The organism is Natronobacterium gregoryi SP2 (assembly GCF_000230715.2).
Taxonomy (GTDB): Archaea; Halobacteriota; Halobacteria; order Halobacteriales; family Natrialbaceae; genus Natronobacterium; species Natronobacterium gregoryi.
In genome coordinates this window covers 255830-281699 of the sequence record NC_019792.1, presented here as the reverse complement: position 1 = coordinate 281699, position 25870 = coordinate 255830, and the positions used below count along the sequence as shown (strand labels likewise).

27 protein-coding genes and 3 pseudogenes are annotated in these 25870 nt (G+C 62.7%); 7 read left to right on the top strand and 23 right to left on the bottom strand.

Annotated elements, in window-relative coordinates:
• Window positions 1-28: 28 nt before the first annotated feature.
• From NATGR_RS01285 to NATGR_RS01275, 3 genes are read right to left on the bottom strand one after another with little or no spacing between them, the layout of a single operon-like run.
• A complete protein-coding gene (locus NATGR_RS01285; RefSeq protein WP_005580085.1) occupies window positions 29-343 on the bottom strand; it encodes a hypothetical protein in 315 nt (104 codons plus the stop codon).
• Window positions 340-1743 carry an NrfD/PsrC family molybdoenzyme membrane anchor subunit gene (gene nrfD / locus NATGR_RS01280; RefSeq protein WP_005580083.1) on the bottom strand — a complete coding sequence of 468 codons (1404 nt, stop codon included), beginning with the start codon at window positions 1741-1743 and terminating at the stop codon, window positions 340-342. The genes NATGR_RS01285 and nrfD overlap by 4 nt, the downstream gene beginning before the upstream one ends.
• Window positions 1740-3431 (bottom strand): 4Fe-4S ferredoxin N-terminal domain-containing protein, encoded by a 1692-nt coding sequence (locus NATGR_RS01275; RefSeq protein WP_005580082.1) that lies wholly within the window; start codon window positions 3429-3431, stop codon window positions 1740-1742. The genes nrfD and NATGR_RS01275 overlap by 4 nt, the downstream gene beginning before the upstream one ends.
• A gap of 493 nt (window positions 3432-3924) precedes the next feature.
• Between NATGR_RS01275 and NATGR_RS01270 the strand changes: the two genes are divergently transcribed.
• Together NATGR_RS01270 and NATGR_RS20585 are read left to right on the top strand one after the other, a co-directional pair.
• On the top strand, window positions 3925-4203 hold the full coding sequence (locus NATGR_RS01270; protein WP_005580081.1) for a ribbon-helix-helix domain-containing protein: 279 nt from the start codon (window positions 3925-3927) through the stop codon (window positions 4201-4203).
• Window positions 4184-4516 (top strand): type II toxin-antitoxin system RelE family toxin, encoded by a 333-nt coding sequence (locus tag NATGR_RS20585; protein ID WP_015233214.1) that lies wholly within the window; start codon window positions 4184-4186, stop codon window positions 4514-4516. Before NATGR_RS01270 ends, NATGR_RS20585 begins: the two co-directional genes overlap by 20 nt.
• A gap of 500 nt (window positions 4517-5016) precedes the next feature.
• Here the strand turns inward: NATGR_RS20585 and grpE are convergent, their stop codons facing one another.
• The 4 genes from grpE to NATGR_RS01250 all read right to left on the bottom strand — a co-directional run bounded on the left by grpE (window position 5017) and on the right by NATGR_RS01250 (window position 9035).
• Entirely contained in the window at window positions 5017-6093 is a 1077-nt protein-coding gene (gene grpE, locus NATGR_RS01265; protein WP_005580080.1) for a nucleotide exchange factor GrpE, read from the bottom strand.
• A gap of 192 nt (window positions 6094-6285) precedes the next feature.
• Window positions 6286-6618, bottom strand: coding sequence for a HalOD1 output domain-containing protein (locus NATGR_RS01260; protein ID WP_005580079.1), 333 nt, complete (start codon window positions 6616-6618; stop codon window positions 6286-6288).
• A gap of 47 nt (window positions 6619-6665) precedes the next feature.
• Complete coding sequence (locus NATGR_RS01255; protein ID WP_005580078.1) at window positions 6666-7814, bottom strand: helix-turn-helix domain-containing protein; 1149 nt, start codon at window positions 7812-7814, stop codon at window positions 6666-6668.
• A 198-nt stretch (window positions 7815-8012) separates the two neighbouring features.
• Window positions 8013-9035 (bottom strand): acetamidase/formamidase family protein, encoded by a 1023-nt coding sequence (locus tag NATGR_RS01250; protein ID WP_005580077.1) that lies wholly within the window; start codon window positions 9033-9035, stop codon window positions 8013-8015.
• Between the two features lie 83 nt (window positions 9036-9118).
• Between NATGR_RS01250 and NATGR_RS01245 the strand changes: the two genes are divergently transcribed.
• Complete coding sequence (locus NATGR_RS01245; protein WP_005580076.1) at window positions 9119-10603, top strand: DEAD/DEAH box helicase; 1485 nt, start codon at window positions 9119-9121, stop codon at window positions 10601-10603.
• Window positions 10604-10934: 331 nt separating this feature from the next.
• On the opposite strand, the gene NATGR_RS01240 is transcribed toward NATGR_RS01245, so the two are convergent.
• The 4 genes from NATGR_RS01240 to NATGR_RS19145 form a co-directional block, all read right to left on the bottom strand.
• Window positions 10935-12158: a methyl-accepting chemotaxis protein gene (locus NATGR_RS01240; RefSeq protein ID WP_005580075.1), complete on the bottom strand. Its 1224-nt coding sequence runs from the start codon at window positions 12156-12158 to the stop codon at window positions 10935-10937.
• A 142-nt stretch (window positions 12159-12300) separates the two neighbouring features.
• Window positions 12301-12435, bottom strand: a complete 135-nt coding sequence (locus NATGR_RS20580; RefSeq protein ID WP_254773531.1) for a sensory rhodopsin transducer — start codon at window positions 12433-12435, stop codon at window positions 12301-12303.
• Complete coding sequence (locus NATGR_RS20575) at window positions 12432-12617, bottom strand: sensory rhodopsin transducer (RefSeq protein ID WP_254773532.1); 186 nt, start codon at window positions 12615-12617, stop codon at window positions 12432-12434. Before NATGR_RS20575 ends, NATGR_RS20580 begins: the two co-directional genes overlap by 4 nt.
• 117 nt (window positions 12618-12734) lie before the next feature.
• Window positions 12735-12860, bottom strand: a complete 126-nt coding sequence (locus NATGR_RS19145) for a sensory rhodopsin transducer (protein ID WP_005580072.1) — start codon at window positions 12858-12860, stop codon at window positions 12735-12737.
• 129 nt (window positions 12861-12989) lie between these two features.
• Here NATGR_RS19145 and NATGR_RS01230 point away from each other — a divergent pair, with 129 nt between their 5' ends.
• Window positions 12990-13529: a CBS domain-containing protein gene (locus NATGR_RS01230; protein ID WP_005580070.1), complete on the top strand. Its 540-nt coding sequence runs from the start codon at window positions 12990-12992 to the stop codon at window positions 13527-13529.
• 186 nt (window positions 13530-13715) lie between these two features.
• Here NATGR_RS01230 and NATGR_RS01225 read toward each other — a convergent pair whose 3' ends face one another.
• The 3 genes from NATGR_RS01225 to NATGR_RS01215 form a co-directional block, all read right to left on the bottom strand.
• Window positions 13716-14870 carry a pyridoxal phosphate-dependent aminotransferase gene (locus tag NATGR_RS01225; protein WP_005580069.1) on the bottom strand — a complete coding sequence of 385 codons (1155 nt, stop codon included), beginning with the start codon at window positions 14868-14870 and terminating at the stop codon, window positions 13716-13718.
• A complete protein-coding gene (locus NATGR_RS01220) occupies window positions 14867-15352 on the bottom strand; it encodes an Lrp/AsnC family transcriptional regulator (protein WP_005580068.1) in 486 nt (161 codons plus the stop codon). Before NATGR_RS01220 ends, NATGR_RS01225 begins: the two co-directional genes overlap by 4 nt.
• An 87-nt stretch (window positions 15353-15439) precedes the next feature.
• Window positions 15440-15892: a hypothetical protein gene (locus NATGR_RS01215; protein ID WP_005580067.1), complete on the bottom strand. Its 453-nt coding sequence runs from the start codon at window positions 15890-15892 to the stop codon at window positions 15440-15442.
• 122 nt (window positions 15893-16014) lie between these two features.
• Between NATGR_RS01215 and NATGR_RS01210 the strand changes: the two genes are divergently transcribed.
• A complete protein-coding gene (locus NATGR_RS01210) occupies window positions 16015-16587 on the top strand; it encodes a thioredoxin family protein (RefSeq protein WP_005580066.1) in 573 nt (190 codons plus the stop codon).
• 27 nt (window positions 16588-16614) lie between these two features.
• On the opposite strand, the gene NATGR_RS01205 is transcribed toward NATGR_RS01210, so the two are convergent.
• Window positions 16615-17727 carry an NADH:flavin oxidoreductase/NADH oxidase gene (locus tag NATGR_RS01205; protein ID WP_005580065.1) on the bottom strand — a complete coding sequence of 371 codons (1113 nt, stop codon included), beginning with the start codon at window positions 17725-17727 and terminating at the stop codon, window positions 16615-16617.
• A 112-nt stretch (window positions 17728-17839) separates the two neighbouring features.
• Between NATGR_RS01205 and NATGR_RS01200 the strand changes: the two genes are divergently transcribed.
• Complete coding sequence (locus NATGR_RS01200; protein WP_015233213.1) at window positions 17840-18664, top strand: BtpA/SgcQ family protein; 825 nt, start codon at window positions 17840-17842, stop codon at window positions 18662-18664.
• A 142-nt stretch (window positions 18665-18806) separates the two neighbouring features.
• Here NATGR_RS01200 and NATGR_RS01195 read toward each other — a convergent pair whose 3' ends face one another.
• Genes NATGR_RS01195 through NATGR_RS01185 form a run of 3 tightly spaced genes read right to left on the bottom strand, consistent with a single transcriptional unit; the run spans window position 18807 to window position 21910 of the window.
• Complete coding sequence (locus NATGR_RS01195; protein ID WP_015233212.1) at window positions 18807-20048, bottom strand: tripartite tricarboxylate transporter permease; 1242 nt, start codon at window positions 20046-20048, stop codon at window positions 18807-18809.
• A gap of 48 nt (window positions 20049-20096) precedes the next feature.
• On the bottom strand, window positions 20097-21143 hold the full coding sequence (locus tag NATGR_RS01190) for a Brp/Blh family beta-carotene 15,15'-dioxygenase (RefSeq protein ID WP_005580059.1): 1047 nt from the start codon (window positions 21141-21143) through the stop codon (window positions 20097-20099).
• A 2-nt stretch (window positions 21144-21145) separates the two neighbouring features.
• Window positions 21146-21910: a lycopene cyclase domain-containing protein gene (locus NATGR_RS01185; RefSeq protein WP_005580058.1), complete on the bottom strand. Its 765-nt coding sequence runs from the start codon at window positions 21908-21910 to the stop codon at window positions 21146-21148.
• A gap of 196 nt (window positions 21911-22106) precedes the next feature.
• Here NATGR_RS01185 and NATGR_RS19140 point away from each other — a divergent pair.
• Window positions 22107-22271 (top strand): annotated as a pseudogene (locus NATGR_RS19140) (IS630 family transposase); the annotation flags it as partial.
• On the opposite strand, the pseudogene NATGR_RS18635 reads toward NATGR_RS19140, so the two are convergent.
• The 5 genes and pseudogenes from NATGR_RS18635 to NATGR_RS01160 form a co-directional block, all read right to left on the bottom strand.
• Window positions 22248-22478: pseudogene (locus NATGR_RS18635) on the bottom strand (transposase); the annotation flags it as partial. The pseudogenes NATGR_RS19140 and NATGR_RS18635 overlap by 24 nt on opposite strands.
• 15 nt (window positions 22479-22493) lie before the next feature.
• Complete coding sequence (locus NATGR_RS01175; RefSeq protein ID WP_015233210.1) at window positions 22494-23378, bottom strand: IS1595 family transposase; 885 nt, start codon at window positions 23376-23378, stop codon at window positions 22494-22496.
• Window positions 23379-23470: 92 nt separating this feature from the next.
• Window positions 23471-24250 (bottom strand): annotated as a pseudogene (locus NATGR_RS01170) (transposase); the annotation flags it as partial.
• 213 nt (window positions 24251-24463) lie between these two features.
• Entirely contained in the window at window positions 24464-24811 is a 348-nt protein-coding gene (gene rpl12p, locus NATGR_RS01165) for a 50S ribosomal protein P1 (RefSeq protein WP_005580055.1), read from the bottom strand.
• An 18-nt stretch (window positions 24812-24829) separates the two neighbouring features.
• Window positions 24830-25870, bottom strand: a complete 1041-nt coding sequence (locus NATGR_RS01160) for a 50S ribosomal protein L10 (RefSeq protein WP_005580054.1) — start codon at window positions 25868-25870, stop codon at window positions 24830-24832.

The window sequence follows — 25870 nt, the reverse complement described above, 5'->3', positions numbered from 1 at the left end:
CGACCGGTCGGTTAGCTGACACCGGGAGTTACGGGCCGGGGTCGCTGAACGGCAGCGGTTCGGGGATGCCACCGAAGAAGACGATCCCGATGATGGCCGTGAGGAACAGCATCGGGACCCACATCGCGGCCGTAATCCCGACGAGGTAGGCGAGGCCCATCAGACCAGCCTTCGTGTTACGTGGTTCACCGATGAACCACGCGGCGATCATGACGTAGACCGGGACCAGGACGACCCCGAAGATGACGTACGTCCCGATGTTCGGGAAGCCGGTCACGCCCTCGGTACCACCGATGCCGGCGTACAGTGGAAGGGTTGCGATCGCGCTTGCGAGTGTACTCATGCTTTCACCTCCGGTTCGCTTTCGGTTTCAGTGTGTTCCTCGTGGCCGTGTTCGTCACGCAGGTGTTCGATCGCGTGAAGTTCGACGACCGGAACGAGTTTCGAGATGACGAGGAAGAAAAGCGCCACCATTCCGATCGTTCCGAGCACGGACGATAGCTCGATCAGACTCGGGAAGTACTCGCCGGGCGTAGCCGAGTAGATGTCGAAGGCCGGGTACCAGAGACCGGCGACGACGAAGTACGTCTTCTCGACCAGCGTCGCGATCAACACGAGCACGGCTGCCCCGATCGCGCGTTTCTTGTTGAACAGCGACGGTCGCAGCGTCGTCGCGAAGATGTACGCGAGAACGCCAAGCACCATCAGCATCGGCACGATATAGGCAGGATGCGAGAGCTTCGAGGCCGTCGCAGCCGCGTGATCGACCGTCGGCGAGAAGGTGCCGGAGACGAGCTGCTGGAGTTGCAGCCAGAGGAAGAGCAGACAGAAGAACCCGAGCCACAGCAGCAGGCCACGGAAGATGTCGTCAGTGATGATGTGGTCCCAGTCGTAGGCGCGACGGAACGCGTACGAGACCAGGATCACGCCGCTGATCGCCGAGGTCAGTGCGATAGTGAGGAACTGCGGCCCCTGAATTGCCCCAAACCAGCCGGGATAGGTCGGCAACAGGGCGAACAGCCACGGAATGACGCCGCCGTGCAAGAGCAGGGGTGCCATGATGATGATCGCCAGCGCGACCCACCAGACCATCCGCTCGATGACCTTGTCTTCTTTCTCGCTGTAACCGAGGGTCATGACGTTGTAGATCGGTGCGAGCAAGTCCGGTGCCTGGAAGCTACCGATCTTCGGAGAGAACGACGGCAGGTCGTCGCGCAGTCGTGAGACATCGTACCGGAGCGTCAGCCCGAGGTAGGTCGCGGTCAGCACGAAGTATGCCGTGATAACCGTCACGTCCCACACCAGCGGCGAATTGTTGACCGTGATGTGGTAGTGGCCGATGACACTCGTAACCATTCGATCGGGACGGCCCATGTGGACGATAATGTAGAAACCAGCCGCCGAAAGGCCAGCCAGCGTCAACATCTCAGCGAGCCGAGCGACCGGCATATACCGGTCCATCCCGAGCAGACGGACTGCCGCAGAGAGGATGATCCCGCCGTGGGCGATTCCGACCCACCAGATGAACGCGCCGATGTACAGTCCCCAAGTGACGCCGCCACCAGTCCCCCAATCCGAGAGGCCAGTGACGCTCATCCCGACGTAAAGCTGGTAGAACCAGCCGACCAGGAAGATACCGAACGCCGCGGTAGCGGCTCCAAACACGGCAAGATACGTTTTCGAGATGCTCTCGATCCCGACCGGCCGCAGGATGTCGGATTCGGTTGGAGTCTTCGTACTCATGAGAACAGCCCTCCGTCGACGGTATCCTCGTCAAGCACGTCCTTGCGGTTGTCGACGAGGTCGATCTGATCCTCGGTCACCGTCTCGTAACTAAGCCGCTCGTACGGCACGCCAGTACCGGTCGGCTCCGTCTGCTCTGCGTTCGGACCCGGCTGTTGACCCATGTAGACGACGTTCGGGTTCGTGCCGTACTCCTCGAGCAGTTGGAAATTCGAGTCCGGGCTGCCGGTGAACGACTCGAGAGTGATCTGGGCCGCGTCCTCGTCTGGACCGTCGAACTCCTCGTCGTCGTCGGACTCGTCGGCGAGACCGAGTTCGACCAATACCTCCTCGCTGTCGTGGTCGAGGCCGTGGTCCGCGAGCGCTTCCAGGGCTTCCCGGAAGGCGTGTTCGTGGTAGTCCAGATCGTGGCTGTGGAGGTCGTCGTCGTCTCCATCGTACAGTTCGTCCTCGGAGACGATCTCGACGGCCTTCAACAGCGTCAGTTCCTCTTCCTCGAGATCCGTCGCCTCGAGCACGGAGTCGAGGTCGTCGTCGACGCCGTCGAGGTCCGCCTCGAAGTCGGCCGCGCTCGGCGGGTTGATCCGCCAGAGGGTGCGGCCGCGGGCTGGATTGTCCTCGTACTTTCGGGGGTCGCTGTCGGGATCGTTCATGTTCCCGAACTGGATCGCCCCTGTTGGACAGACTTCTTCACAGGCGGTCGTTCCGACGTGACTTTCGCCCATCTGGCCGTCCTGTCGGGTCGGACACATCGTACACTTGCTCATGACTCCCCGCGGTGCGCGACTGTCGACCCAGCGTCCGCGGTCGTCGGTCATGTGATCGCCCATGTCTCTCTCCTGGTGGTATTCTTCGATGGCGTCGGCCGGGACGTCCGGTTCGTCCCACTGGAAGTAGTTGACGCCGTAGGGGCAGGCGACCTGGCAGTATCGGCAACCGATACAGACGTCGTAGTCGGTCAGAACGAGGCCGTCCTTGTCGCGCGTGTGGCGGGCCGTCGTCGGACAGACCTTCTCACACGGTGCGTCGGTGCAGTGCTGACACGGCCGAACCAGTCGGTTGGCGGCACCGCCAGCGTTTCGAGCGAGTTCCGAGCCTTCACCGCTTGCGCTCGGGTCGTCGTACTCGAGAACGTACATCCAGTTGACGCCCGAGTCGAGCTGGTTTTCCCGTGCACAGCCGGTGACACAGGTAAGACAGCCGTCACAGCGCTCGAGGTCGATGGCCATTCCCCACTGGACGCCTTCGTCTTCCTCCGCTTCGTCTTGCGCAGCAGCGGCGGACGGTTCGGGGTCGGGTTCGGTTGGGCCGTCGTCGACGGTTCCCCACGCACCGAGTCCAACCGCAGCCGCGCCAGCCCCCATCTTCTTCATGGCGCCTCTGCGGCTCTCTTCGCCGTCGCCTTCGAACTTCGAAAGCATCCGAGAGGCGGTGCCGTCCTCGGCAGCCTGTGCCTCCTCGTAGGCTGCCTTCGTCGGGCGCTCGTCCTCGCCAAATTCCTCCATCACGTCGTCGTGATACTTTTCGTGGAATTCAGCTTCCGAGAGCTCGCCTTTCGTGACGCGAAATGCGTCTTTGGCCATTTCCATACCGAGATCCGTATCGTACTCGGTATCGTCGAGCATCGACTCGAGGTCGCCTTCCCACTCGCTTCCGAGTGGGTGGAAAGATTCATCGTCCGTACTCATCAGGTCAGAACACCCCTGGACACGTCGTTTTCGTAGCGCAGTAACATGTTCGCACCCACTTTAATATGTTCATATCTATCCTCTAACCAGTGACTGACGACCAAATCGAGTTGAAGCCCGATTCTGATTTCCAGATGATGAGAATGGGTGCGAACTTGTTCGTGCATTTAAATAAATGCACGTCCGTCAGTTACGGCACGGCTCGTCCGACAACGTTATCACGTTCAGCGTCTCCGACTCGAGGGCCATTCGACTGGTAGCCCCATCTATCGCGCAGGCGTCTGCCCGCGATGAATAACACAACCCACGTTTACACCAGTGACTACTGAAATGTAGATGACGGGTGGGGCAACGCCCTTGCCATCAGGCGTGGTTTGTCGAATCGAGTGTCGGCTTCCGGCGCGACCTGTGCATCCGCCTCGTCTCACCTATAAAATAGCTTCAGCGTGTGGACGCCGAAACACCCACAGTAATACGCAAGTAATACAGACGTATGTCCGAAGCGGCCACAAACGACGACGAGATCGTCACGGTAAACTTCAAAGTCACACGGTCGTTTCTCAACGAGATCGAAGACACGTGGCAAGGACGAGGATTCAACAGCCGGAGCGAATTTATCCGGTATACCTTGCGTGATGCCGTCGAACATCCCACGTTCGACCGCGACGAACTCGTTGCACTTCTCCAAGCCGAAGAGGACGTTCGTGAACAACGGACGATGAGTTCCCAAGAGACACGCGAGCAATTCGGCACTGACAACGAGAAAGAGTGAGGACGGGTGGGCGTGGAAACTCGCATCGAAAGCACAGGACGACCTCGATGCACTCAATCCGAACGAGCAGCAACGCATTATCGACAAACCCGACGAAATCATCGACTCTCCGTGGCGCGACCCACCAGACTATGGCGTACCGCTCCAGAACAGTCCACGCCGTAAGGTACGTATCGGTGAGTTCCGTCTTGCAGTCACTTTTCACAAAGACAAGTCCCGAATAATCGCTGCTCGATTCAGACGGATTACTGTACCGATTTACCGGTGCAACCGCCGCCCGGGTCGCGGTTGTGCCGAAAATGACTTACAGTAAACCGTATCAGACGGATGCTGTCCCGATGTCCCGGCGCGGCCGCAGACGTGCTCACGGTCGCGCCGGAACTGCCTGACAGCAAACCGCATCAGACCATCGGATTTCCGCCGAGTGTCGCGTTCACGGTTCCAACCCACACTCGAGGGGAACCGGCAGCATCTCGGGAGGCTTGTCTTCCAACGGTCCGCGAGAGCTTCGCTCTCCCTTGACACCGGCGGAACTCTCGTTTTCTCCTGTACAGAGCTGTGCCCCGGTCGAACAGGCCCCGTCGAATACCACGTCGTCGCCGTGCGAGTCACCGCTGGCCCGCTCTCCCTTGTGGTTCGGTGACGGCCTCTCACGGTATCCTCACACTTTTCGACACGCGAGCCACGGCAAAACGATTACGGGAGACGTCCAGTTCGGCTATCGACCCCGGGCGTTGCACCGAGCCTATCGCTCGACCGCCGCCTGAAGACGGAGGTCTGCGCTATCGGTCTGTGCCACGTCGAAACGGCCGGTTAGCTATCGTCGCCGGTATCTTCGCCGCCGTCGCCGTCGCCGTCACCATCGACGTCACCGTCGAGTTCGATCGCCTCGTCGTCGGAATCGTTCTCGGCGTCGGCTTTGCGTTGCTCCTCGTCGGTGCCACTGTTGCTCTCCTGACTCTCGGTTTCCTGTTCGACGTTCTCGAGTACGCCGTTCGAGACGGTTATCTGTGCGTTCTGGATGACCTTGTCGCCCATCTCGTAGCCAGCCGTATAGACGTCGGCGATCGTCCCTTCTGGCTGGTCGCTGTCGACGTTCATCATAACCTCGTGGCGCTGGGGATCGACCTCTTCGCCGGGTTCGGGTTCGATCTCCGTGACGTTCTCGTCCTCGAGAATGCGATCGAACTCCCGCAGCGTCATCTCGACGCCGTCTCGGAGACCGTCGGTGTCGCCGCTTTCCTCCTCGAGAGCACGTTTCAGATTGTCTCGGACGTCGACGAGGCGCTCGACGAGATCCTCCGTTGCGCGGTCTTTGATCTGCTTCTGGCGTTTCTTCGCGCGCTTCTTGTAGTTCTGGAAGTCGGCCTGCTTGCGCTTGAGGCGGCTCTTCAGGTCCTCGATCTCTTCCTCGTACTCCTCGAGTTGCTCGTCGCGTTCCTCGACCGCCTGCCTGTGGGTTTCGAGTTCCGATTGAAGAGCTTCGATCGTGTCGGCCTGTGCCTCGACGCGTTCGGACAGATCCTGTAGCTCTTCTCGCTGGTGCTGAACGGTCCCGGAGAGATCCCGTGCCTGGTCGACGATCGAGTTGACTTTGTGTGCGAGCCTGTCGTCGTACTCGTTGACGCGCTCGAGGATCGTCTGGACGTCCGACCCCGTGTCGGGAGCGCCGTCTGTCTCATCTGCCGGATCGTCCGGTTCGGTCGAAGCGTTGCCCGTCTCGGTTGTTCCGGAATCGTCGGACTGGGTCTGGGTCCCGGACTCCACCGTTGTGTCTGGTTCGTCCGTCGTCGCTGTCTCTTGCTCGCCAGACGTCGCCTCGCCGTCGTCGGATTGCTCCTCGGACGGGACACCCTGGGCCGACGGATTCGTGCCCTCGTCTTCGCTCATGTTCGAACCAACGAACAGCGCTAATAAAAGGGTTGAGGTCACCGGCCAATCGGGAGAAAGCAGTTGGATTACTGATGAGACACTCCGTCCGCGTTCGATTCCTTCTGGTGGCAGGAGACCGACGAGTGAGCCGTCCGACCCAACGCGTGGGCGATCGGCGACACGCCCGTTCTGCCGTATCGATCGAGTGAACTACTCGTTGGTTCGGCACTCGACTGCGACGTCGCCGCAACTCGAGACGGTCACACGACACTGCTGGTAAGAGAACGTCACCGTAACCGGGTTCTCCCTGGGCGTGGTGACGAGTTCGTCGAGGGCCTCGGTGTTGACGCTCCCGAAAAGCGGTGGCATCTCGAGAGGGTCTTGTTGGGTGACGGATGCGACGGCCTCGACGACTGCGACGACGGCGGCGTCCGGTTCGGGTTCGTACTGGGCGCGGGCGACCGTCGTTACGGTGTCGTCGTCGACGCTGCTATCGAGCGGCCACGAAACGCTGGATTCGGGCTCAGTCAGGTTATCACTCATTATCGCTCTGTACGGCCGATACACTGGTAAGAACGGACGCTGACTAGTCAGCGTGCCGTCGAACCGGACTGTTCGTACAGTTGCTGGAGGACGGCCCGCTGGGCTTTACGGAGGTGCTGGTTGAACGTCTGGCGAGTCACGTCGAACCGATCGGAGAGTTCGTCGCCAGTGCTGGTCCGGGGTGTGTCGAAGTACCCGCTGAAGTACGCGGCCTCGAGGGCGGCGAACTGCCGGTCGGTGAGTTCGTCGACGACGACGTCGTACAGCAAGTCTGGCGAGTAGACGAGATCCTCGGAGACGAGTTCGACGTCGGGGTGAAACTCACGGATGCCGTCGGCGGCCAGCCGCGGGTCGACGTCGCCCGGTAGCACGCCGAGAAACCGGACTTCGTCGTGGGCGATGACGACAGCGCGAGGATGGCCTCCCAGCGACTGGAACACTTCCGAGACGGTCGTCGATTCGGACCGTGCCTCGACGCGGCTGTACCCGTCGCTCGTGCTGAGCAGTCGGACGTCGACGTAGTGAGGAACCTCCTCGACGGCGGTGACGAATTCGCCAGCCAAGAGGTCCGAGGTTCCCATGTACTGGACGGTCGCACCGTCGTTTGCCAGCGAGACGACGGATTCGACCTCTATCCGCCACTCGCCGGTGTCGACCCGGAGCGAGGGTGGGACTGTCAACTCGTCTGTCCGGAACTCGACCCGTCGCATCTGCTCGCTGGTCAACTGCTCCTCGCGGCGTTTTAGTTCCGTCACGTCTTCGAACGCGACGACGACGTACTCGACCTCGCCGTCCTCGTTCGTGAGGGGTGCGGCATTGAGCGTCAACCACCGTTTCGATCCGTCCGGCCGCTCGAGCCAGTGTTCGAATCCGAAGACGGACTCCCCAGTCTCGAGCACCTGCGTTACTGGATACTCCTCGACGGGAATGAGAGCGCCGTCGTCGTCGTAGATCCGCCAGTCGGCCGCGCCGTACCGCCAGCTTACGATCTCCTCGCGTGAGGCCCCGAGCGTCTCGGTCGCTCGCTCGTTCGCGTACGCGATCCAGCCGTTCGAATCGACCACGACCGTACTGACTGGACTGACGTCGAACACGCGACGTGCGAGGTCCTCGGGCGGCAGTTCGTCGGCGTCCCCCGATGTGAGCGCCTCCGATATCGTCTCGTCCCCGGACGAATCGGCGTTCGGTCGGCCCATTATCGGGCCACCGTCTGTCCGAACGAGTGGACGGTCAGTTTTGTTTCTCGCCGTCCTCGAGCAGTTCGGTGCGGCGGTCGCTGTTCGGTTTGGCGTCTCATGGGTGCCGTAGGTCGTCGACGGATAAGTGTCTACCACCGGTGAGAGATCGTGACCGTTCGCTCGACTGGCGGATCGTCAGCGATCCCGCGAACGGTGCTACCCTTCGGGGAAGATACTCTCGGGCAGATACGCAGAGACGGTCCAGTTCGGCGCGTTGACGATCTGGTTGATCTTCAGGTCGACCGCGGCCGAACACAACACGTACGCCTGCTCGCGCTCGAGTCCGCGCTCCTCGTGGAGGTGATCGATCATTCCGCGAACGGCGTCCCTAGCCGCCTCGGAGAGGTCGTCGCCGATCCCGGTCGTCCCGAACGCCGGTTCGTCGCGTCCGGTCGGCGTAAACGGTCCGTCCGTTTCGAACTGCGGACGCTCGAGGCCCATCTCGGGTTGGACCTCGAGTCGACACGTGACCGACATGGGAGCTTCGATCGCCGAAATACAGACCTCGCCGTCGCCCTGTGCGGCGTGGCAGTCGCCGATGCTGAACAGGGCGTCTGCGACCGCGATCGGGAGGTACAGCGTCGACCCCGCGGTGAGCTGCTTGATATCGAGGTTGCCGCCGACCGGCCGCGGCGGATTGGTGTCGTGCTGGCCGTCCGCCGCGGGCGCGACACCGACGGTACCGGGAAACGGGTGCAGTGGCACCTCGATCCCGTCGACTGATCCGCCTTCGGCGGAGCCGTCCTCTCGTTGCGTCTCCGACGCAACGCTGTCGACGAAGTGAGCGGCGTCGTCCTCGAACTCCCAGACGTGCAACGCCGGCTCCGGGAACTCCTCGGGGAGCAGTCCCATCCCAAGTTCGCCGGGCAGAACGAGGGTGTACCCCCAGCCTTGATGCTCGAGGTCGAGTACGTCCACCTGGAGCACGTCACCCGGCTCGGCGTCCTCCATCGCGATCGGTCCGGTCAGTGTATGGACCTGCCCGACGTCCAGGTCGGCCAGATCCGCGACCGTCGAATCCGGATCGATCTGTCCGTTCGTGGCGTCCCGGCACTCGAACTCCACGACGTCGCCCGATTCGACCGTCCGTATCGGCTCTCGGCTGTTGTCCCAGTCGCTGTGGACGGCGTCGTCGGTCGCACTCACCCGATGGTCGACTTCGTCGTACTCGATCGACATTCGAACACGACACACGAGCCGAGAGCACATAAAGGAGCGCGAGGACCCGACAGTATTTGGCGCTCGACCCCCCAATTCGGACCGTGACGCGGTCGTCTTCCACCGAGTCGACACCAGTCGAAATTCGATACGAGGACGGAACGATCCGGATCGACGGCCTCGAGGAGCCGACCGTCCGCGGGCTCCGCGAGCGAGCGCCGACACTCACACTCGAGGACGACCACCGGACAGCGGGCCACCGCGTGCCTGCGTTTCGCTACGCGCCGTTTCGCCGGTCGCTCCTCGAGCACGTCGTTCCCGCTGCACTCGAGGATCGAGTGCTCTCCGTGCCGTCGGTGCCAACTCTCGAGTCGACGTACGAACTCCGGGAGTACCAGCACGAGGCCCTGGAAGCGTGGCTCGAGACCGACCGTTGGAATCCGGGGGCTGCGATTCCGGCCCTCGCGCAAGCGCCTGCGGGCGTCCTCGAGTTGCCGACCGGGAGCGGCAAGACCGTCGTCGCCCTCGAAGCGATCGAACGCCTCGGCGTGCCGACGCTCGTCGTCGTCCCGACGATCGACCTGCTCGAGCAGTGGGAGCGGGAGCTCGAGGCGGAGTTTGGCTCTGCTGGACCGACTGGACCGACCGACGGCGTCTCCATCGGCCGTCTCGGCGGCGGCGAACAACGGCTCGAGCCGCTCACCGTCTCGACGTACGACTCGGCGTATCTCAAGGCCGAGACGATCGGCGACCGGTTCGGACTCGTCGTCTTCGACGAAGTCCACCACCTCGGCGGCGAGGGCTACCGCGAGATCGGCCGGTTGCTCGCCGCACCCGCACGACTCGGTCTGACAGCAACCTTCGAACGCCCCGACGGTGCCCACGAAGTCGTCGAACGCATCGTCGGTCCGCTGGTCCACCGGATCGACGCGGACGAACTGGCCGGTGACCACCTCGCATCCTACGACCTCAAGCGGCTCGAGGTGTCGCTCACCTCCGACGAACGCGAAACATACGAGCGCAACCAGGAGACGTTCACCGACTACCTCGCGCGGTCGAACATCCGGATGCAACGTGGCTCGGACTACCAGGAACTCGTCAAACGCTCCGGGTCGGACCCGGCCGCCCGTGAAGCGCTGCTCGCCCGCCAGCGCGCACGCGAGACCGCTCGTGGCGCACGGGCCAAACTCGAGGCGCTCGAGGGAATCCTCGACCGGCACCGCGACGCCCGGACGATCGTCTTTACCGCACACAACGACCTCGCCTACGAGGTCAGCGAGCGATTCCTGCTCCCGACGATCACTCACCGGACCGCCACCGTCGAGCGCCGGGAGGTCCTCGAGCGGTTCCGCGAGGGGACCTACAGCCGGATCGCGACCTCGAACGTCCTCGACGAGGGAGTCGACGTCCCCGACGCGTCGGTCGCGGTCGTCCTCTCGGGCAGCGGCAGCGAGCGAGAGTTCACCCAGCGGCTGGGGCGGATTCTCCGGCCGAAAGACGACGGGAGGCGGGCACTGCTGTACGAAGTGATCACCGAGAACACCTCCGAAGAGCGAGTCGCCCGGCGTCGCCGGAGCGATTCGGCGTAGCGAGAAGAAGCGCGGAGTCGAATCGTCTCCGTGTCGGCTCCTCGCTCGAGGGCGGCCGGCTGACGATGGACTGCGGGGAGACGGGGGCCGTCGTCGGATTCGAGAGCGTCTGCATGCCGGTCCTCGCGTGGCGACCTTCGTCAAGTTCGCGGTCGGCACTGCCACGTTCGTCGCGTTGGTCGTCGTGCTGGGAACGCCGGCCGCCGGCTCGAGCCCGTCTTCGCCGCCGAATCCGGCGTGACGAACAGTTTGCCTCGTCGAACGTCTTCACGACGACGCTGGCTCGGTCGTTACGCTGTTCGTCCTAATACCGCTGGTCAGTTGCTGCTGGTCAGCCGTCGGTGTTCGAGGACGCCACCTCGTCGTCGAACAAGACCTGCGTCCCCGACTCGTCGGTGTCCCAGATGTATCCTTCGAACGCCTCGAGTTCGCCCCGATCGTCGTAAATCGGACGGCCGCGTTCCCTGACCGTCTTTTGCTCTCCGCGCCGAGTGACGATGCGGTATTTGATGTCGTAAGAGGTCCCGCTGCGTTCGATGAGATCCTGGATCTGCGCCCAGACGAGTTCCCGGTCGTCCTCGTGAATGATGTCTTCACCGATCACGATCTCACCTTCGACCAGTTGTTCGGCGGTGTAACCCGCCAGTTCTTCGATACCGTCCGTCGCAAACACAACCGGCCAGCCGTCTTCGTTAAGCGTTCGGTAGCCTAGACCGGGAAAACCATGCAGGAAGCCGCTTGCGTGTTCGACCACCGAGTTGTGCTGGTCTACGAGTTCGGCTGCGTCCGACATGTTCTCACGGATCTCGTCCGACTCCTCGCCGAGATCTTCGACCTGGGCGGCAAACTCCTCGATCGAGTCCGCCTGCACGTCGTTTGCGTCGGCGATTTCGGTCGCTCCGTCCATCACTTCCTCAACCCTCGAGACGACCTCTTCGATCGCCTCGAGAGCTGTTTCTATGTCCTCTGCCGTCGCGATAACGGAGCTGTGAGTGCGTTCGGCAGCGTCCATGCCCGTCTCGGTCTCGTCCTCGAGCGATTCGATCAGCGACCGGATTTCGTCGGCGTTCTCGCCGGTTTCCTCGGCGAGTGACTTCACTTCGTTGGCGACGACCGAGAAGCCAGCGCCCTCGTCACCGGCGTGTGCGGCCTCGATGTTCGCGTTGAGCGCGAGCAGGTTCGTCTGATCTGCGATGTCGGCGATCAGGTCGGTCACCGTTCCGATCTCTTCCATCTGTTCGCTCACTCGCTCCATCGCCGCAACGAGGTCGGCGACGTCGTCGACGGTCTCCTGTGTCTGCTCGCTGGCTCTGCGTCCTGCTTCCAGCCCCGACTCCGCCGTCTCGGAGGCTTCCTCGACCATATCGACGATCTCGGTCGCGCTCGAGGCGATCTCTTCCATGGTCGCGCTGACGTCGTTGACGTCTTTGGCCAGATTCGAGATGTAGTCCGCCTGCGTACGACTCGCGTCCGTCGTCTCCTCGATCCGGTCGCGGAACCGTTCGGTGTGTTCGACGAGTTGGTTCAGCTCGTTCGCGGCCTCGCCCGATGACATAGCCAACCGATGCTGCCAAATCGAGATAATACTTTGGGCAGTTCTACAGCTCTTCCACCACTTCGAGGGGTATGCGCACTCTGACATTCGTTCCCGACCGCAACGGACGTTCTCGCTGGCAACCGCGTGGCTCTCGAGAGCGTCACTCGTGGTACGCGATCGTCGAACGCAACGCGTTCTCGGCCTGGCGGGAGTCGAGTCGGGTGTGTTGGCAGATGACAGGGGACGTCCGACTCGATGACGCTCGCGAACGGGTTGCCGTTCGGGAACGATTCATCCGGACTGCTGTCCCGATGTCCCGGCGCGACCGCGAGCCCCCTGTGGCCGCGCCGGAACTGACTGACGGCAAACCGTCTCAGGATCTTCGAACTCGTCGAACCGGAAGCGCTTCGTCCGTTCGGCGAGGCCCGTCTGCTCACAAGGACCAGCCGGTGGCCGATCGCTGAAGTAGACCGTGATCTCGAGAGTTGCCGCCTCGTCGGTCGTATTGATACTGTCGGACAGAACTCAATACGAAGTCGGTCGCGGATTCGTGGCCGTCTCCACCGGTGACGGGCCCAACAGAGCGACCGATCGTCACATCGTTCTGTCCGGCAGTATGAGCACCCAGAGAGAGTCGCGGCTGCACATCTCCGGCTCGAGACCGGTATTTCTCTCTGGAATGTAGCCTTCGAGTATCGTCCACGTCCGTTTGCCAGTCATCGATGATCGGACAATCTACGACCGCGTGGAAAACCTCTCACCCTGTCCTCATGTCCCAGTGCGATCCAGACCGGTTGCAATACTGGGGCCGACCCAAACTATTTCTATAACCCTTGGTTATTACATCGTATGGAGCTTCCGACGCCAGCGGACCTTCGACAGCACCGCACCGAACTCGGGCTGACCCAGAGCGAACTCGCGGAGAGAGCCGAGGTCTCCCAACCGCTGATCGCCCGGATCGAGGGTGGCGACGTCGACCCGCGTCTCTCGACGCTCCGGCGGATCGTCAACGCCTTAGAGCAAGCCGAAAGCGACGTCATCCGTGCCGCGGAACTCATGCACGAGGCCGTCGTCAGCGTCGCACCGGACGACCCCGTTAGCGAGGCTGCCCAGAAGATGGAAAAAGAGGCATACTCACAGCTTGCGGTTATCCAGGACGGGATTCCCGTCGGATCGATCAGCCAGGGCGACCTCGTCCACCTCGATTCGGAGGCCCGGGACGAACCCGTCGAAGAACACATGGGCGAGAGCTTCCCGACGGTCTCGAAAGACGCCACGCTCGACGAAATCAGCAATCTGCTCGAGCACTACAAGGCCGTGATGATCACGGAAGCCGGCGAAACCGTCGGTATCATCACGGAAGCCGATATTGCCGCCCGACTGTCGTAGTGTCGTCTCATCTTTCTTCGAGCAAGAAATCGCGCCGTTTACGACGCGGAGGAATCTCAACCGGCTCGCACACCGATCACACTGTTACGGGGCTTCTCCCCATTCACTGCATGGTTTCTCCCTCGCGGCGATCCCTCGAGTACGATTCCGCCGGCACCGAGTGCTGGTCTCCAGTGGCGACTCCAGTCAGTGTTCCTCGAGGAACGCCTCGATCCGTCTCAGCGCCTCCCGGAGATCCGCGAGACTGGTCGCGTACGATATCCGGAGGTGACTCTCGCCGCCCTCGCCGAAGACGTCGCCGGGGACGACCGCGACACCCTGTTCTCGCAGTAACTCCTCGGCGAATTCCGCTGCGGTCCAGCCGCCGGGCACCTCGGGGAAACAGTAGAACGCACCCTTTGCCTCGAAAACGTCCATTCCGATCTCGCGGAACCGGGAGAGGACGAACCGACGACGACGATCGTACTGTTCGACCATGCCCTCGACTTCGTCGGCACAAGAGTCAAGCGCCTCGAGTGCGGCGTACTGGGCCGTCGTCGGAGCCGACAGCATCGTGTACTGGTGAATCTTGTTCATCGCGCCGACCGCGTCGGCTGGAGCCAGCGCGTACCCCAACCGGAGACCGGTCATCGCGTGGGCTTTCGAGAACCCGTTGAAGACGACGGTTCGCTCGCGCATCCCCTCGAGCGTCGCGATCGAGGTGTGTTCCCCGGCGTACGTCAACTCGGCGTAGATCTCGTCCGACAGGACCGTCAGATCGTGCTCGCGGGCGAACTCGGCGATCGGCTCGAGATCTGCCTCGCGCATGATCGCACCCGTCGGGTTGTTCGGGTAACAGAGCACGAGCATCTCGGCGTCTGCCGCGCCGGCGTCCGCGAGCGCCTCGACGGTGAGTCGGAACTCGTTTTCTTCGGTCGTCGGAACCGAGAGGACATCGCCGCCGGCGAAGGTCACGCCCGGTTCGTAGGAGATGTACGATGGCTGTGCGATCGCGACGGTGTCTCCGGGGTCGACGAACGCACGGAACGCCAGGTCGACTGCCTCGCTAGCTCCTGCAGTCACGATGATCTCCTCGTCGGGGTCGTACCCCAGGTCGAACCGGTCGGCAACATCGTCTGCGATCGCGACACGGAGCTCTCGCTTGCCGCGGTTCGCCGTGTACGAGGTCTTTCCCTGCTCGAGAGAGGTTATCGCGGCGTCGCGTGCCGCCCACGGCGTCGAGAAGTCGGGTTCGCCGACGCCCAGTGAGATGACCTCGTCGCGTTCCTCTGCAATCTCGAAGAACCTTCGAATTCCAGACGGTGGGACCTTGCGAACACGCTCTGCCGGGTCGAACGTCATGGTGAGATCGAAAGCCTGTCGTCCTCGTCGCCGTCGTCGAACTCGATCCCGTTTTCCTTGTAGGAGGTCATCACGTAGTGAGTGACCGTCTGGGTGATCTCGGGAATCGGCGCGACCTTCTCGCTTACGAACTGCGACACCTCACGGATGGAGTCACCTTCGATCTCCACGTCGAAGTCGTAGTCGCCGCTGACGAGCCGTAGCGCCTTGACCTGCGGGAACCGTGCGAGACGCTCGGCGATATCACCGTAGCCGGTTTCGCGGTCGAGGCGGACGTTCAGTTCGACCTCTGCGCGGACGCGCTCGTCTTCGAGTTTGTCCAAGTCGACAACCGCCCGGTAGCCACGGACAACGCCTGCCGCCTCGAGTTCCTCGATGGCTGCTTCGACCTCACTCTCCTCGAGGCCGGTCATTCGCGCGATGTCCGCCGTCGAGTATCGCGCGTTCTCACGAAGCAACTCGAGCACCTCGCGTTCGCTCATACCACTCCGAAGCGTAAGCGCGAGTAAAAGCGTTGCTCTTCCCGTGGTATCTGCTCTCGAACGTCGTCTACAGACTGGGGCGGGCCGTCAGCGGTAGTTCTTGAACAGCAACGCACGGACGTCGTCTTTTGTCTGGGCCTCTTCTGTCGACCCGTCCGGGAGTTCGACCTCGTATCTGGCGTCTTCGGAGGAGGATTCGTTCCACTTGTCGTCGTGGGTCTCGAGCAGACTCATCATCTCGTCTAGCATCTCGTCGTCGTCTGCCTCGCTACCGCCATCGTCTCGGTCGTCGTCCGACTCCGTCTCGTCAGCGTCGTCGGTCTCCACATTGTAGGTGAACTCGCTCGCATCGATCTCCCCGTCGATCCCGGCGTCGATCGACACGCCGCCGTCACCGTCGGTCCCGACGTTGTCGATCAGAAACTGGATCGCATCCCGGTCGCGGACGTGACCGTACCTGCCCACGACCTCCTCGGAGAGTTCTTCGCGGACCTGCTGGATGAGCGCGTACTGTTCGTCAGTTATCTCGAGCGTTTTCATACTCGATGAATATCGCGGGGGATACAAATATGTAGGTCGTCGCTCCCGCCACTGCCGAACCGCCCGTCGAGCGCTCTGTCGCTTCCAGCGCCGTTTTTGAGGGTGGGGGACGAACTCACCGTATGGTCTCGAAAGAGTCAGACTCCGAACTCTCGGCCAGTGACGAGCCACCGGCGTTCGAACTCGAGGGAACCGACGGCGAGACGTACACGCTCGAGTCGTTTGCCGACGCGGAGGCGTTGCTGATCGTCTTCACCTGTAATCACTGTCCGTACGCCGAGGCGAAGTTCGACCTGTTGAACGACCTCGCGAGCGAGTACGACGACGTCGCAGTCGTCGGGATCAACCCCAACGACGCCGAGGAGTACCCCGAAGACTCCATGGAGAAGATGCGCGAGTACGTCTCCGACGGGCACATCCAGTACGACGCCTACCTCCGGGACGCAAGTCAGGAGGTCGCCGAGGCCTACGGCGCGGTGTGTACGCCGGACCCGTTCCTGTTCGCTCGAGCGGACGGAACCTTTCGGCTGGTCTACCACGGCCGTCTCGACGACGCCCCGAACCCCGACGACGAGCCGAGCCGGTTTCACGTCCGCGAGGCCATCGACGCCGTCCTCGAGGGCGAGTCGGTCGATCTCGAGTGGCACCCCTCCCGAGGCTGTTCGATCAAGTGGACCGGAACCGAATCGGAGTAACGGAGCGGGGCGGGTCGAACGATCGCGCTACCGTACCGACCGCCGGTACTGGACCGGCCACTTCGCGGGGGCGTCGTCCTCGAGTTCGCCGGCAGCACGGAGTCCGAAGTACGGCTCGCGAAGGAACTCCCGCCCGACCAACACGAGATCCGCACGGTCGTTGCGGACGAGCGCCTCGGCCTGCGCTGGTTCGGTGATCCCACCGACGGCACCGACCGCGATCTCGGTCTGGGTCTCTTCTCGGATCGCCTCCGCCAGCGGGACCTGAAAGTTCGGTCCGCCCGGTGGTTTCTGAGCGGGATGGATGCCGCCGGAACTGACGTCGATCAGGTCGACGCCGAGGTCGGCGAGATCGTCGGCCAGCCGGACGGACTGATCGATATCCCACGACGGGCGGTCCTCGAGCCAGTCAGTTCCCGAGAGTCGGACGAAGACCGGCTTCCCGTCGGGCCAGACGTCGCGGACTGCGGCGGTGACCTCCCGGAACAGACGCGTCCGATTCTCGAAGCTCCCGCCGTAGTCGTCCTCCCGATGGTTGGTGACCGGCGAGAGGAACTCGTGGAGCAGGTAGCCGTGTGCAGCGTGGACCTCCGCAATCTCGAAGCCTGCCTCGAGCGAGCGTTCGGCGGCGTTACGGTAGTCGTCGATCACGTCCTCGATGTCGTCCTGGGTCGCTTTCCGCATCGCGGGTCGGTCGCCCGAGAACGGCGGGTACGCGTCGGGCGAAGGTGAGAGGACCTCCCAGCCTGTCGCGCCGTCGGGGTCGGTCTCGTCCGGCGCGATGGGATCGTTCCCGTCCCACGGACGCGTCTTGCTGGCCTTGTGCCCCGCGTGGGCGAGCTGGATCGCCGGCACCCCACCCTGCTCGCGGACGAACTGAGTGATCGGCCGCAGGGCCTCGGCCTGTTCGTCGTTCCAGATGCCCAGGTCGTGGGCCGTGATCCGACCACGAGGTTCGACGGCGGTCGCCTCGGTCAGCACGATGCCCGCGCCGCCGACCGCTCGACTGCCGAGGTGGACCCGGTGCCACTCCGTCGGCAGCCCGTCCGGACCACAGGAGTACTGACACATCGGAGAGACCGCGATCCGGTTCGGTATCTCACAGTCCCGTATCGCAAGCTCCGAAAAGAGTGCTGGCATATGCTCGTCTCGAGGATAGCGACGCCGGAGGAAAAACGACCGCGAACGGGGACGACTTTGCCGCCTCGAGCCGTGACGAACAGTATATCTCTCTCGAGGGACGACGCCCGCCATGGGTAGTATGCCCGTTCTCGATCGGTTCGACGCCGACCGTCCCGTCCTCGGAATGATACATCTCCCGCCGTTGCCCGGCGCACCGGGATTCGACGGCAACCGCAACGCCGTCCGCGAGCGCGCACTAGCAGACGCCCACCGACTCGAGACCAGCGGCGTCGACGGAATCGTCCTCGAGAACTTCGGTGACGCCCCGTTCCACCCGGAGTCGGTGCCGAAACACGTCGTCGCCGAGATGACCGCGACCGCCGCGGCCCTCAGACGCGAGGTCGACCTCCCGATGGGGATCAACGTCCTCAGGAACGACGCCGAAGCGGCGCTGTCGATCGCGGCCGCCGTCGACGCCGATTTCGTCCGGGTCAACGTACACGTCGGGACTGCCGCGACCGATCAGGGCGTCCTCGAGGGACAAGCCCACGAGACGATCCGACTCCGAGAGCGACTCGAGGCCGACGTCGCGGTGCTCGCCGACGTCCACGTCAAGCACGCGACGCCAGTCGGCGAGACAGCCATCGAGCGCGCCGCCGAGGAGACAGTCGAGCGCGGCCGGGCCGACGGCGTGCTCGTCTCGGGAACAGGAACCGGCGCGGCGACGGCGCTCGAGGACGTGCGCCGGGTGTCGTCGGCCGTCCCCGACGCGCCAGTACTGGTCGGGAGTGGAGTGACCGCAGAGACGGCCGATGACTTCCTCGAGGCGGGTGCAGACGCGCTCGTCGTCGGCACGGCACTGAAAGAGGACGGGGAGACGACGAACCCGGTGGATTCGAGTCGAGTTGACGCCGTCGTCACAGCAGCACGGAACGCGTACTCGAGTGACACTTGATACGGTTTGCTGTCAGTCAGTTTCGGCGCGACCGCGAGCCCGCCTGCGGTCGCGCCGGGACATCGGGACAGCAGTCCGTATGACAGGAGCCCGTACGAGAGTCGTGACCGCCGGTCGGAGCCGGGAGCAGCTACGATTGGCGTCAGCCACCGAGAATGAGCGGTCCGATCAACACGCCCATCAGATGCACGCGCCGTGCCCGCAACCGAACGGGAACCATTCCGATCGCAGCCGCGACGACGAAGATGACGATTCCCAGCGGACCAGTAAACAGGTACGAGAGACCCATCAGCAGACCGATGACTGTCGCCGAGATCTTCCAGTAGGCCAGCCGGCCGACCAACTCGAGGTAGGCGTCCCCGACGACGATCACGAGGACGAACCCGATCAGCCCGGCGACGACCACGGCCACGACCAGGATGGGTAACTCGAGGGGTGCGTCCGCGCTCTCGAAGGCGACCATCACGCCCGTTCGCGGTTGCCCGATCGCGACCAGTGCGAAGAGCGCGAAAATCGTGTTTGCCGTATCGACGCCGCTTGTTGCGACGATGTAGCCCCGATCACCTGCGCCGCCAGGAACGGCTGCGAGCACCGCGACGGCGGCGATTGCGGCGGAGATACCGGGGACGTAGCCGACGACGGCTCCTGCGAGCGCGCCTGCGACCGCCGTCGCCGCCAGCAGCGGACGCGACAGCGTGATCGTCGCCTCTTCCTGACGGGGAATTCCGCTCCCGAAAATCGCGTCGATCAACACTGGTGCGCCGAACAGGCCAGCAAACAGCGGCGCGAGGGTGCCGCCAGCCTCGAGCGGCGCGTCGGGAGAGAGATCGAGTGCCAGTGCTCCGAGACAGGTCGCGAGCACGAACGAGAGCAGGCCGCCAACACGACCGCGCCAGGTCCGTTCGGACGCGATCAAGGCGACGACGATCGTCGCCAGCACGAGCGCCAGATTCGCGCGCACGGTCGGGTAGGCGAACGTCACGACGCGGGTAACGGGAACGGCAAGTGGCACGGCGACCAGCACCGCGAGCACGCTTCCCAGCGCGGAGAGGCGGATCGCTTCGTACCCTCTGCCCTCGAGGACCATCCGGTGGCCCGGCAATGCGGTGACGGCCATCTCCGCGTCGGGCACGCCGAGTGCCATCGCTGGGACGGCGTTGAGGAACGTGTGGACGACGCCGGCAGCCAGCATCGCACAGCCGACGAACAGCGGGGGCCCTGGAACAGCAGGCGCAACGCCCACCAACAACAGCGCGAAGTTGTTCGCGTGCAGTCCCGGAACGAGACCGCTGAACGTGCCCAGAGTCGCGCCGGCCAGCAGCCACGCGAGCAACCGGACCGACAGCGCGGGGTCGGCGACGACCTCCACTGGACCGAGCGTCATCGCCCCATCTGGCCGCGCGTTCGTACTTAAACCCGGGGCGCGCGGCGATCAGTCCACTGTCCAGATGCGCTGCTCGAGATCGAGCAGGGAAACGACGACGACGTGAGGGAGAGTCAACACCGCGATACAGACCAGGTACAGCGCGGCGACTCCGGGAACGGTCGCGGGCGTTTGCGGGACGAGCAGCGCCAGTCCGCCGAGGACAACGAGTGCGCCAGCCGTCAGCGGTGCCGCGTCGCGGGCGAACCGGCCCAGCGCGGCGAGGTCGTTCCCCGTCGCGAGAGCCGCGATCGCTGGCCCATCGACAAGTAGCGTCCGGAGAATGTGTCGGATCGAGTGCCACAGCGCGAAGTACAGCCCGATGGCGAGGATCGGCGGGACGACGGCGAAAAACGCGACGAGACCCAGTGTCTCGCCGGCGTCGATTAGCCACGGCTCGAGCGTGTCCGCCCTGTAATAACCGAGCGCCAGCGACAGGACGACGAGCACACCGAACCCCACGCCGACGAGCGCCCGGGCCGTTGGTTCAAACACCGGCTCGAGTGCGGCTGCCCCAGCCGGATCGAACAGCCCGATCAACGTTTCGGCGACGAAGGCGTACTGGTCGGGGAAGGCGACGAGCGGGACGAGCATCGGCAAGCCACCACGGACGAAAAGCGCGAGGACACGGCTAGCTCTGGTTTCGAGGTGATCCGCGTCGACGAACTCGAGCAGGGCGTAGACGTCACCTTGCCCCCAGTGAAACAGCGTCACGAGGATGAAAAGAGCGAACGCGGCCGCGGGAGCGACGAACCAGACGACAGCGTAGCTCGCTCCGACGACGAGATAAAGCAGGCCGACGAACGCCAGTGATCGGGCCGTAATGGGGTTGTTCCGTGCACGCGGGAGCACGAGGTGGTCGACTGCGCCGTGGGGGAGTCCGAAGAGAACGACAGTCGCCACCAGCGGAAGGTACTGGTAGACCAGCGGTAACGAATCGACGGCAGCGACGATCACGAGCCCAGAGACGACGGTGAGTCCGCCAAATCCGAGACTGAGTCGGCTCGCTCGCCGCTCTGGAGCGGTCGTCGACTCGAGCGAAGCGTCGGCTCCCATCGTCAGTTACCCCCGACCCTCCGATGCCACTCGAGTGGCGGGAGTTCGTCGATGCGGTCGATCAGCCAGACGTAGAGCACGATTCCCTGGACGACAAATACGTTCGTCGAGAGAAAAAAGAGTGCCTCCTCGATCGGGAGTCCCGCAATCTCGTAGCCGGTCGTGTGGACCGCTGAGATAGCCCAGATTCCCCACTCGATAGCGATCCGGTCTATGACCCACAGGTACAGCGTCGGGAGAGCGACCGCAAGCGACACGGGGTAGCGAACGCGCCACAGGTAGGTGAGCCCGAACGACCACTGAATCGCGAGAATCGGCCCCGCCCAGAACAACAGCGAGCCGAGATAGTACGTCTGGCCCTCGAGCAGCGTCCAACCGACGACACAGATAGCAATCCCTCCGAGAGCACCGACGAGTCGATGGCTTGCGGGTATCCGGAGCGAGCGGTCGGTCTTCACGGGGAACTGGAAGAGGACGAACGCAGTTAAAATCGGCTGCAAGATAAAAAAGAGGTACTCTTCGATCGGTGTGTGCCAGATCCGTCCCACCAGCACATCCTCGCCGTACCACCAGACGCCGACGGGAATCATGTGGTTGGTCCACGGCGTCGTGTACGCCACCGCGAGAACGAGCAGTATCGCAAGCCCCGTGACGCCTTCACGAGTCAGCCACGCGTTGGAACGCCACGCGGCGAGCGAACCGAGGACGGCAATCGCCGGCAGAACGAAGACGGCGTGAAATCCGAGATACGAGAGCGGCGGTGTCATCGGTCCATCTCTCGAGTCGCAATTCCGACTGATCTACAAGCGACGGTGTGAGATGTGTTTCGCATTCGTCTTCTCGCAAGTTGTGACCGAATCGACGTAAAGAAACGGGCCACACTGTTCGATCCAGCAGTCCACGCTTGGCCCGCCACTTAATGAGTGACAGAAGTTTTGGGCGTGGGCTAAGACGAACGGGGTAATGGGAGGAGACCGGCGGGGCGAGCTCGTTCGTCATCTGAGCGAGGAGGAGTTGGATCGTCTGCTGGACGAAGCAGACGATCCAAAGGTCGTCAAGCGGCTCACCTTTGTCAAACGTCTCAAGGGTGTCATAGAAGAGTTCTCACACCGTGATCACGGTGCTTCCCGGATTGTCTCCACGTTCGTAGTTGGTAATTGCGATGACGAGACGAAGGCACAGAGCGAGGAACACCTGCGATCGTGCGTGAACGCGGCCTCGGGCGTGCGTTCGCCCGAGGCCGCAGTCCTTCACTGATTCGTTGGTTCGTTCGACTCCAGTACGGCGGTTGTACGTCTCATCCAACGTGGACTGCTTCAACTGACGCTCTTGTGTAGCACTTTGTTGATCTCATAGCGTCGCTTTGATAGCGTGTTTGAGCGCTTCTCTCCCTGGTTTCCGCAGTAGCTTTCGTCGAAGTTGGAACGCTCGGAGATACTGTGTGAGCTTGTCTTTTGAGATGCCTCGATGAGGCGAGAGCCACGGTCGCAGCAGCGATCCGTGGCTCTCGCAGGTGTTGACGTGTACGTTTTCGTTGGCGTATTCGCCGTCGCCGTGGACGACGTATTCGCGGTCGAATGCGTCGTCCTCGGCCAGTGGATCGTAGGCACGAAATCCGTCAGTGTAGACGGTCAGTGGCTCCTTCTGACGGTTTTCGAGAAGGAGCCGAATCGTCGATTCGTCGGCTGATTTCGCTGGGATCACGTATCGGTCGCCGGTGCCACGATCGACGATCGTAAACACCGGCGGTTTGTCCTGCTCGTACGTTCCTCGCCCACGCGTGGACAGGCCACGCGAGCGCGACTCTTGGTCGCGCTCGCGGCCTTTCAGCCCTGCAGAAACGTAGACTTCATCGATTTCGACCGGTCCGACAAGGTCAAGCGAAGGTGCATCAAGCGCCTTCGTGAAGCGCTCGACGCGCTGATAGATCGTTTTGTACTGGACGTCGATCTCTATCTGAAGTTGACGAAGACTCGTGTTAAACCGGAGAAACGCGTAAATCGAGAACAGCCACTTTCTGAGTGCGACTTTCGAATGGGCGAAGATTGTGCCGGTCTTGTCGTTGAACGTGCGGTCGCAATTCTTACAGAGATAGCGCTGAAAGTGCCCATAGCTACCGTTCTTGACCGTCAGGTCAGAACGGCAGCGAGGGCAAGTAACACCGTTACGCCAGCGAACCTGCTCTAACAGGTCCGCTGCGACCGATTCCGACCCAAACACATCTAGCGGGATCATGCCTAACGGACACCGCTGACGCGGTGTCCTTGCTCTCTTCGATTCTACAGCGACAGCTGAGCAGTATCAACAATCTCCTACAGAAGAGCGTTCAACTGAACGTCCTCGCTGTGTTGTTCGATACGGTCTTCGACCCTATACTCGATATCTTTCGGGTCGTCGGTGTTTCGCGCGTTGTACGGGGCGACTGGCACGACCCCTGCAGCCAGCAGGTGGTCGTGCCAGTCCAGCGTGTCGTAGGCACTGTCACCGACCATCCAAATCGGCTTGGCGACGGCGAGCGCGTCACGGGTGACGCGCATCGCCGTCTCCTCTGTCGCTTGTTTACTCTCTGTGAACTCCGCCGCAATCGGGATCTTTTGCCCGGTCGAGACGATTGTACAGCCGTAGCCGTGGTAGTACTCGTCGTTGGTTGGATCGTAGCACTTCGACGCGTCTTGATCGGCAGGCATCGCCCTCACGTCAGTTGAATCAATGGAGTAGGTCAAGTCGAGCAGGCCCCGCAAGGCGGCCTGCTCGACGAGGTGGTCGAAAACCTCGTCAACGACGTGTTCGAGATCGGTGAGGAAGCGATCGACCGCGTCTCTCGACGGCGGTCGATCGAACCCACAGCTCAGCCAGACAACTGTATTCCGTAGCTCTCGTTCAACGGGGCGAATGCCGTAGATGTCCTTGTAGTAGCAGTGGAGAAAGCCACGCATCAGCTCTGGAGGTTCGTGGTCTCGTGTTCGCCCCGTCTCCGCCGGGGCGAACACGTCGAACTCTTCGAGAAACTCGAAGGAAAGGTGCTCGAACAGCGCTAGCGTCTCGGTCTCCACGACATTGAAAAACGAGTCTACCGAAGGGTCATCTTGCAGGGTCGCTGAACTCATCCACCTCAGCGTTCACCCTGCTCTTTAGTGTGCTACTCGTTCTATGACACCCTCAGTGCTTTGGCAAGCCTGAACGGATGAGTGAAACCGAATGCGGTCGTCTGGGTTCACCCAGCAGTCGACGCTTGGCGGAGTACTAGGTGAGTGCGTTGCCACTGATCGGCGAAGCGTCACGCAAAAAATATCGATCGTTTCCAGGTCGTCGAAACCGAGTTAACCGAAGAGTTCGCCGAGTCCTTCGCCGTCAGCTTCCTCGTCTTCGTCGTCGTCCTCGTCTGTCGTGTCCGGGACGTCGGCTTCCTCGTCTTCTTCGCTATCCTCGTCGCCACCGTCGTCGGCGGCAGCACCACCAGCAGCGGCACCACCGGCGGCTGCGGCGGGTGCAGCGGCGGCTTCCTCGACGGCATCGTCGATGTCGACATCCTCGAGGGCAGCGACGAGTGCCTTGACGCGGGACTCTTCGACGTCGACGCCAGCAGCGTCGAGCACGTCGGTGAGGTTGTCTTCGTTGATCTCTTCGCCCGATTCGTTCAGGATGAGTGCAGCGTAAACGTATTCCATTGTTATATCCTCCGTTGATTATCCGAACATCTCGCCGAGGCCTTCTGCACCGTCACCGTCGTCGTCTTCGTCGTCGTCGGTGTCGGCGTCGTCGGCCTCAGCCTCGTCTTGGTCGTCTGCCGATTCGTCTTCTCGATCGCCCTCGTCAGCTGCCGGCGCTGCAGGCGCTTCGACGTCCTGCAACTCCTCCGGCAGCGCTTCCTCGTCGTCGATCTGAACCGCGAGCGCACGAAGCTGTGCGTCTGCCTTGGAGACGAGGTCGGGCATGAGCGCTTCGTCCTCGATAGCGGCCTGCAAGCCGAGGCTCTTGGCCTCGCCCGTTGCCTTGGCGACGAGCGTTGGAACCGTCGACGCAGTCGGGAACTCCGCGTTGACCGCGAGGTTCCGTGCGCGAGCGGCGGCCGTCTGAACGTCGCTCTCGTAGGCCTCGATGTCGATGTCGAGGTCTTCTGGGTCGAAAAGAACCCCTTCGGCGACGACGGCACGCAGATCGAGCCCGACTTCCTTGGGCTCGATACCGAGCTCGTTAAGAACGTTCGCCAGGTCTACAGAGACTTCTTCGCCGGCCTCTAGAACCGTCGAGTCCTCCATGACCTGAATCGAGCCGTCCTCGATGCGTGCGTTCGCGCCGATGCCCTGAAGCTCACCGACGAACGGCCCCGGATCGACGCCCGTGTCCCCTTCTGGGATCACGATGTCGTTCGGAGCGACTTCGCCCTCGTTGATCGGAGCCGGCGTCTTCGACGCCTCGAGTTCCTTGTAGAGCGCGAAGGGGTTGTCGTTCGTGGCGATCAGGCCGACGTGGCCTTCCACGTCGGAAACGAGGTCGTCGTAGCCTGCCTCCTCGAGTGCGCGGATCTGCAGGGTGTTGCGGCTGACGCGCAGCTCTGCGCTGCCGTGCAGATCGCGGCGCATATCCTGAAGCTGTTTCGAGGGAATGCCGGTGAGACCGACGATCCCGACGCTCTCGTAATCCTCGAGGAGATCCGCGAGCTCCTCGACTTCTTCTTTCTTCCACTGTGGAAGGTTCTCGGTTTTGCGTTCAGCTTCAGCGCTCAT

Excerpts from the sequence above, each read along its gene's own strand:
- NATGR_RS01285 (WP_005580085.1), bottom strand. The coding sequence starts at position 343 with ATGAGTACACTCGCAAGCGCGATCGCAACCCTTCCACTGTACGCCGGC.
- nrfD (WP_005580083.1), bottom strand. The coding sequence starts at position 1,743 with ATGAGTACGAAGACTCCAACCGAATCCGACATCCTGCGGCCGGTCGGG.
- NATGR_RS01275 (WP_005580082.1), bottom strand. The coding sequence starts at position 3,431 with ATGAGTACGGACGATGAATCTTTCCACCCACTCGGAAGCGAGTGGGAA.
- NATGR_RS01270 (WP_005580081.1), top strand. The coding sequence starts at position 3,925 with ATGTCCGAAGCGGCCACAAACGACGACGAGATCGTCACGGTAAACTTC.
- grpE (WP_005580080.1), bottom strand. The coding sequence starts at position 6,093 with ATGAGCGAAGACGAGGGCACGAATCCGTCGGCCCAGGGTGTCCCGTCC.
- NATGR_RS01260 (WP_005580079.1), bottom strand. The coding sequence starts at position 6,618 with ATGAGTGATAACCTGACTGAGCCCGAATCCAGCGTTTCGTGGCCGCTC.
- NATGR_RS01255 (WP_005580078.1), bottom strand. The coding sequence starts at position 7,814 with ATGGGCCGACCGAACGCCGATTCGTCCGGGGACGAGACGATATCGGAG.
- NATGR_RS01250 (WP_005580077.1), bottom strand. The coding sequence starts at position 9,035 with ATGTCGATCGAGTACGACGAAGTCGACCATCGGGTGAGTGCGACCGAC.
- NATGR_RS01240 (WP_005580075.1), bottom strand. The coding sequence starts at position 12,158 with ATGTCATCGGGCGAGGCCGCGAACGAGCTGAACCAACTCGTCGAACAC.
- NATGR_RS20580 (WP_254773531.1), bottom strand. The coding sequence starts at position 12,435 with ATGAATCGTTCCCGAACGGCAACCCGTTCGCGAGCGTCATCGAGTCGG.
- NATGR_RS19145 (WP_005580072.1), bottom strand. The coding sequence starts at position 12,860 with ATGACTGGCAAACGGACGTGGACGATACTCGAAGGCTACATTCCAGAG.
- NATGR_RS01230 (WP_005580070.1), top strand. The coding sequence starts at position 12,990 with ATGGAGCTTCCGACGCCAGCGGACCTTCGACAGCACCGCACCGAACTC.
- NATGR_RS01225 (WP_005580069.1), bottom strand. The coding sequence starts at position 14,870 with ATGACGTTCGACCCGGCAGAGCGTGTTCGCAAGGTCCCACCGTCTGGA.
- NATGR_RS01220 (WP_005580068.1), bottom strand. The coding sequence starts at position 15,352 with ATGAGCGAACGCGAGGTGCTCGAGTTGCTTCGTGAGAACGCGCGATAC.
- NATGR_RS01215 (WP_005580067.1), bottom strand. The coding sequence starts at position 15,892 with ATGAAAACGCTCGAGATAACTGACGAACAGTACGCGCTCATCCAGCAG.
- NATGR_RS01210 (WP_005580066.1), top strand. The coding sequence starts at position 16,015 with ATGGTCTCGAAAGAGTCAGACTCCGAACTCTCGGCCAGTGACGAGCCA.
- NATGR_RS01205 (WP_005580065.1), bottom strand. The coding sequence starts at position 17,727 with ATGCCAGCACTCTTTTCGGAGCTTGCGATACGGGACTGTGAGATACCG.
- NATGR_RS01200 (WP_015233213.1), top strand. The coding sequence starts at position 17,840 with ATGGGTAGTATGCCCGTTCTCGATCGGTTCGACGCCGACCGTCCCGTC.
- NATGR_RS01195 (WP_015233212.1), bottom strand. The coding sequence starts at position 20,048 with ATGACGCTCGGTCCAGTGGAGGTCGTCGCCGACCCCGCGCTGTCGGTC.
- NATGR_RS01190 (WP_005580059.1), bottom strand. The coding sequence starts at position 21,143 with ATGGGAGCCGACGCTTCGCTCGAGTCGACGACCGCTCCAGAGCGGCGA.
- NATGR_RS01185 (WP_005580058.1), bottom strand. The coding sequence starts at position 21,910 with ATGACACCGCCGCTCTCGTATCTCGGATTTCACGCCGTCTTCGTTCTG.
- NATGR_RS01175 (WP_015233210.1), bottom strand. The coding sequence starts at position 23,378 with ATGATCCCGCTAGATGTGTTTGGGTCGGAATCGGTCGCAGCGGACCTG.
- rpl12p (WP_005580055.1), bottom strand. The coding sequence starts at position 24,811 with ATGGAATACGTTTACGCTGCACTCATCCTGAACGAATCGGGCGAAGAG.
- NATGR_RS01160 (WP_005580054.1), bottom strand. The coding sequence starts at position 25,870 with ATGAGCGCTGAAGCTGAACGCAAAACCGAGAACCTTCCACAGTGGAAG.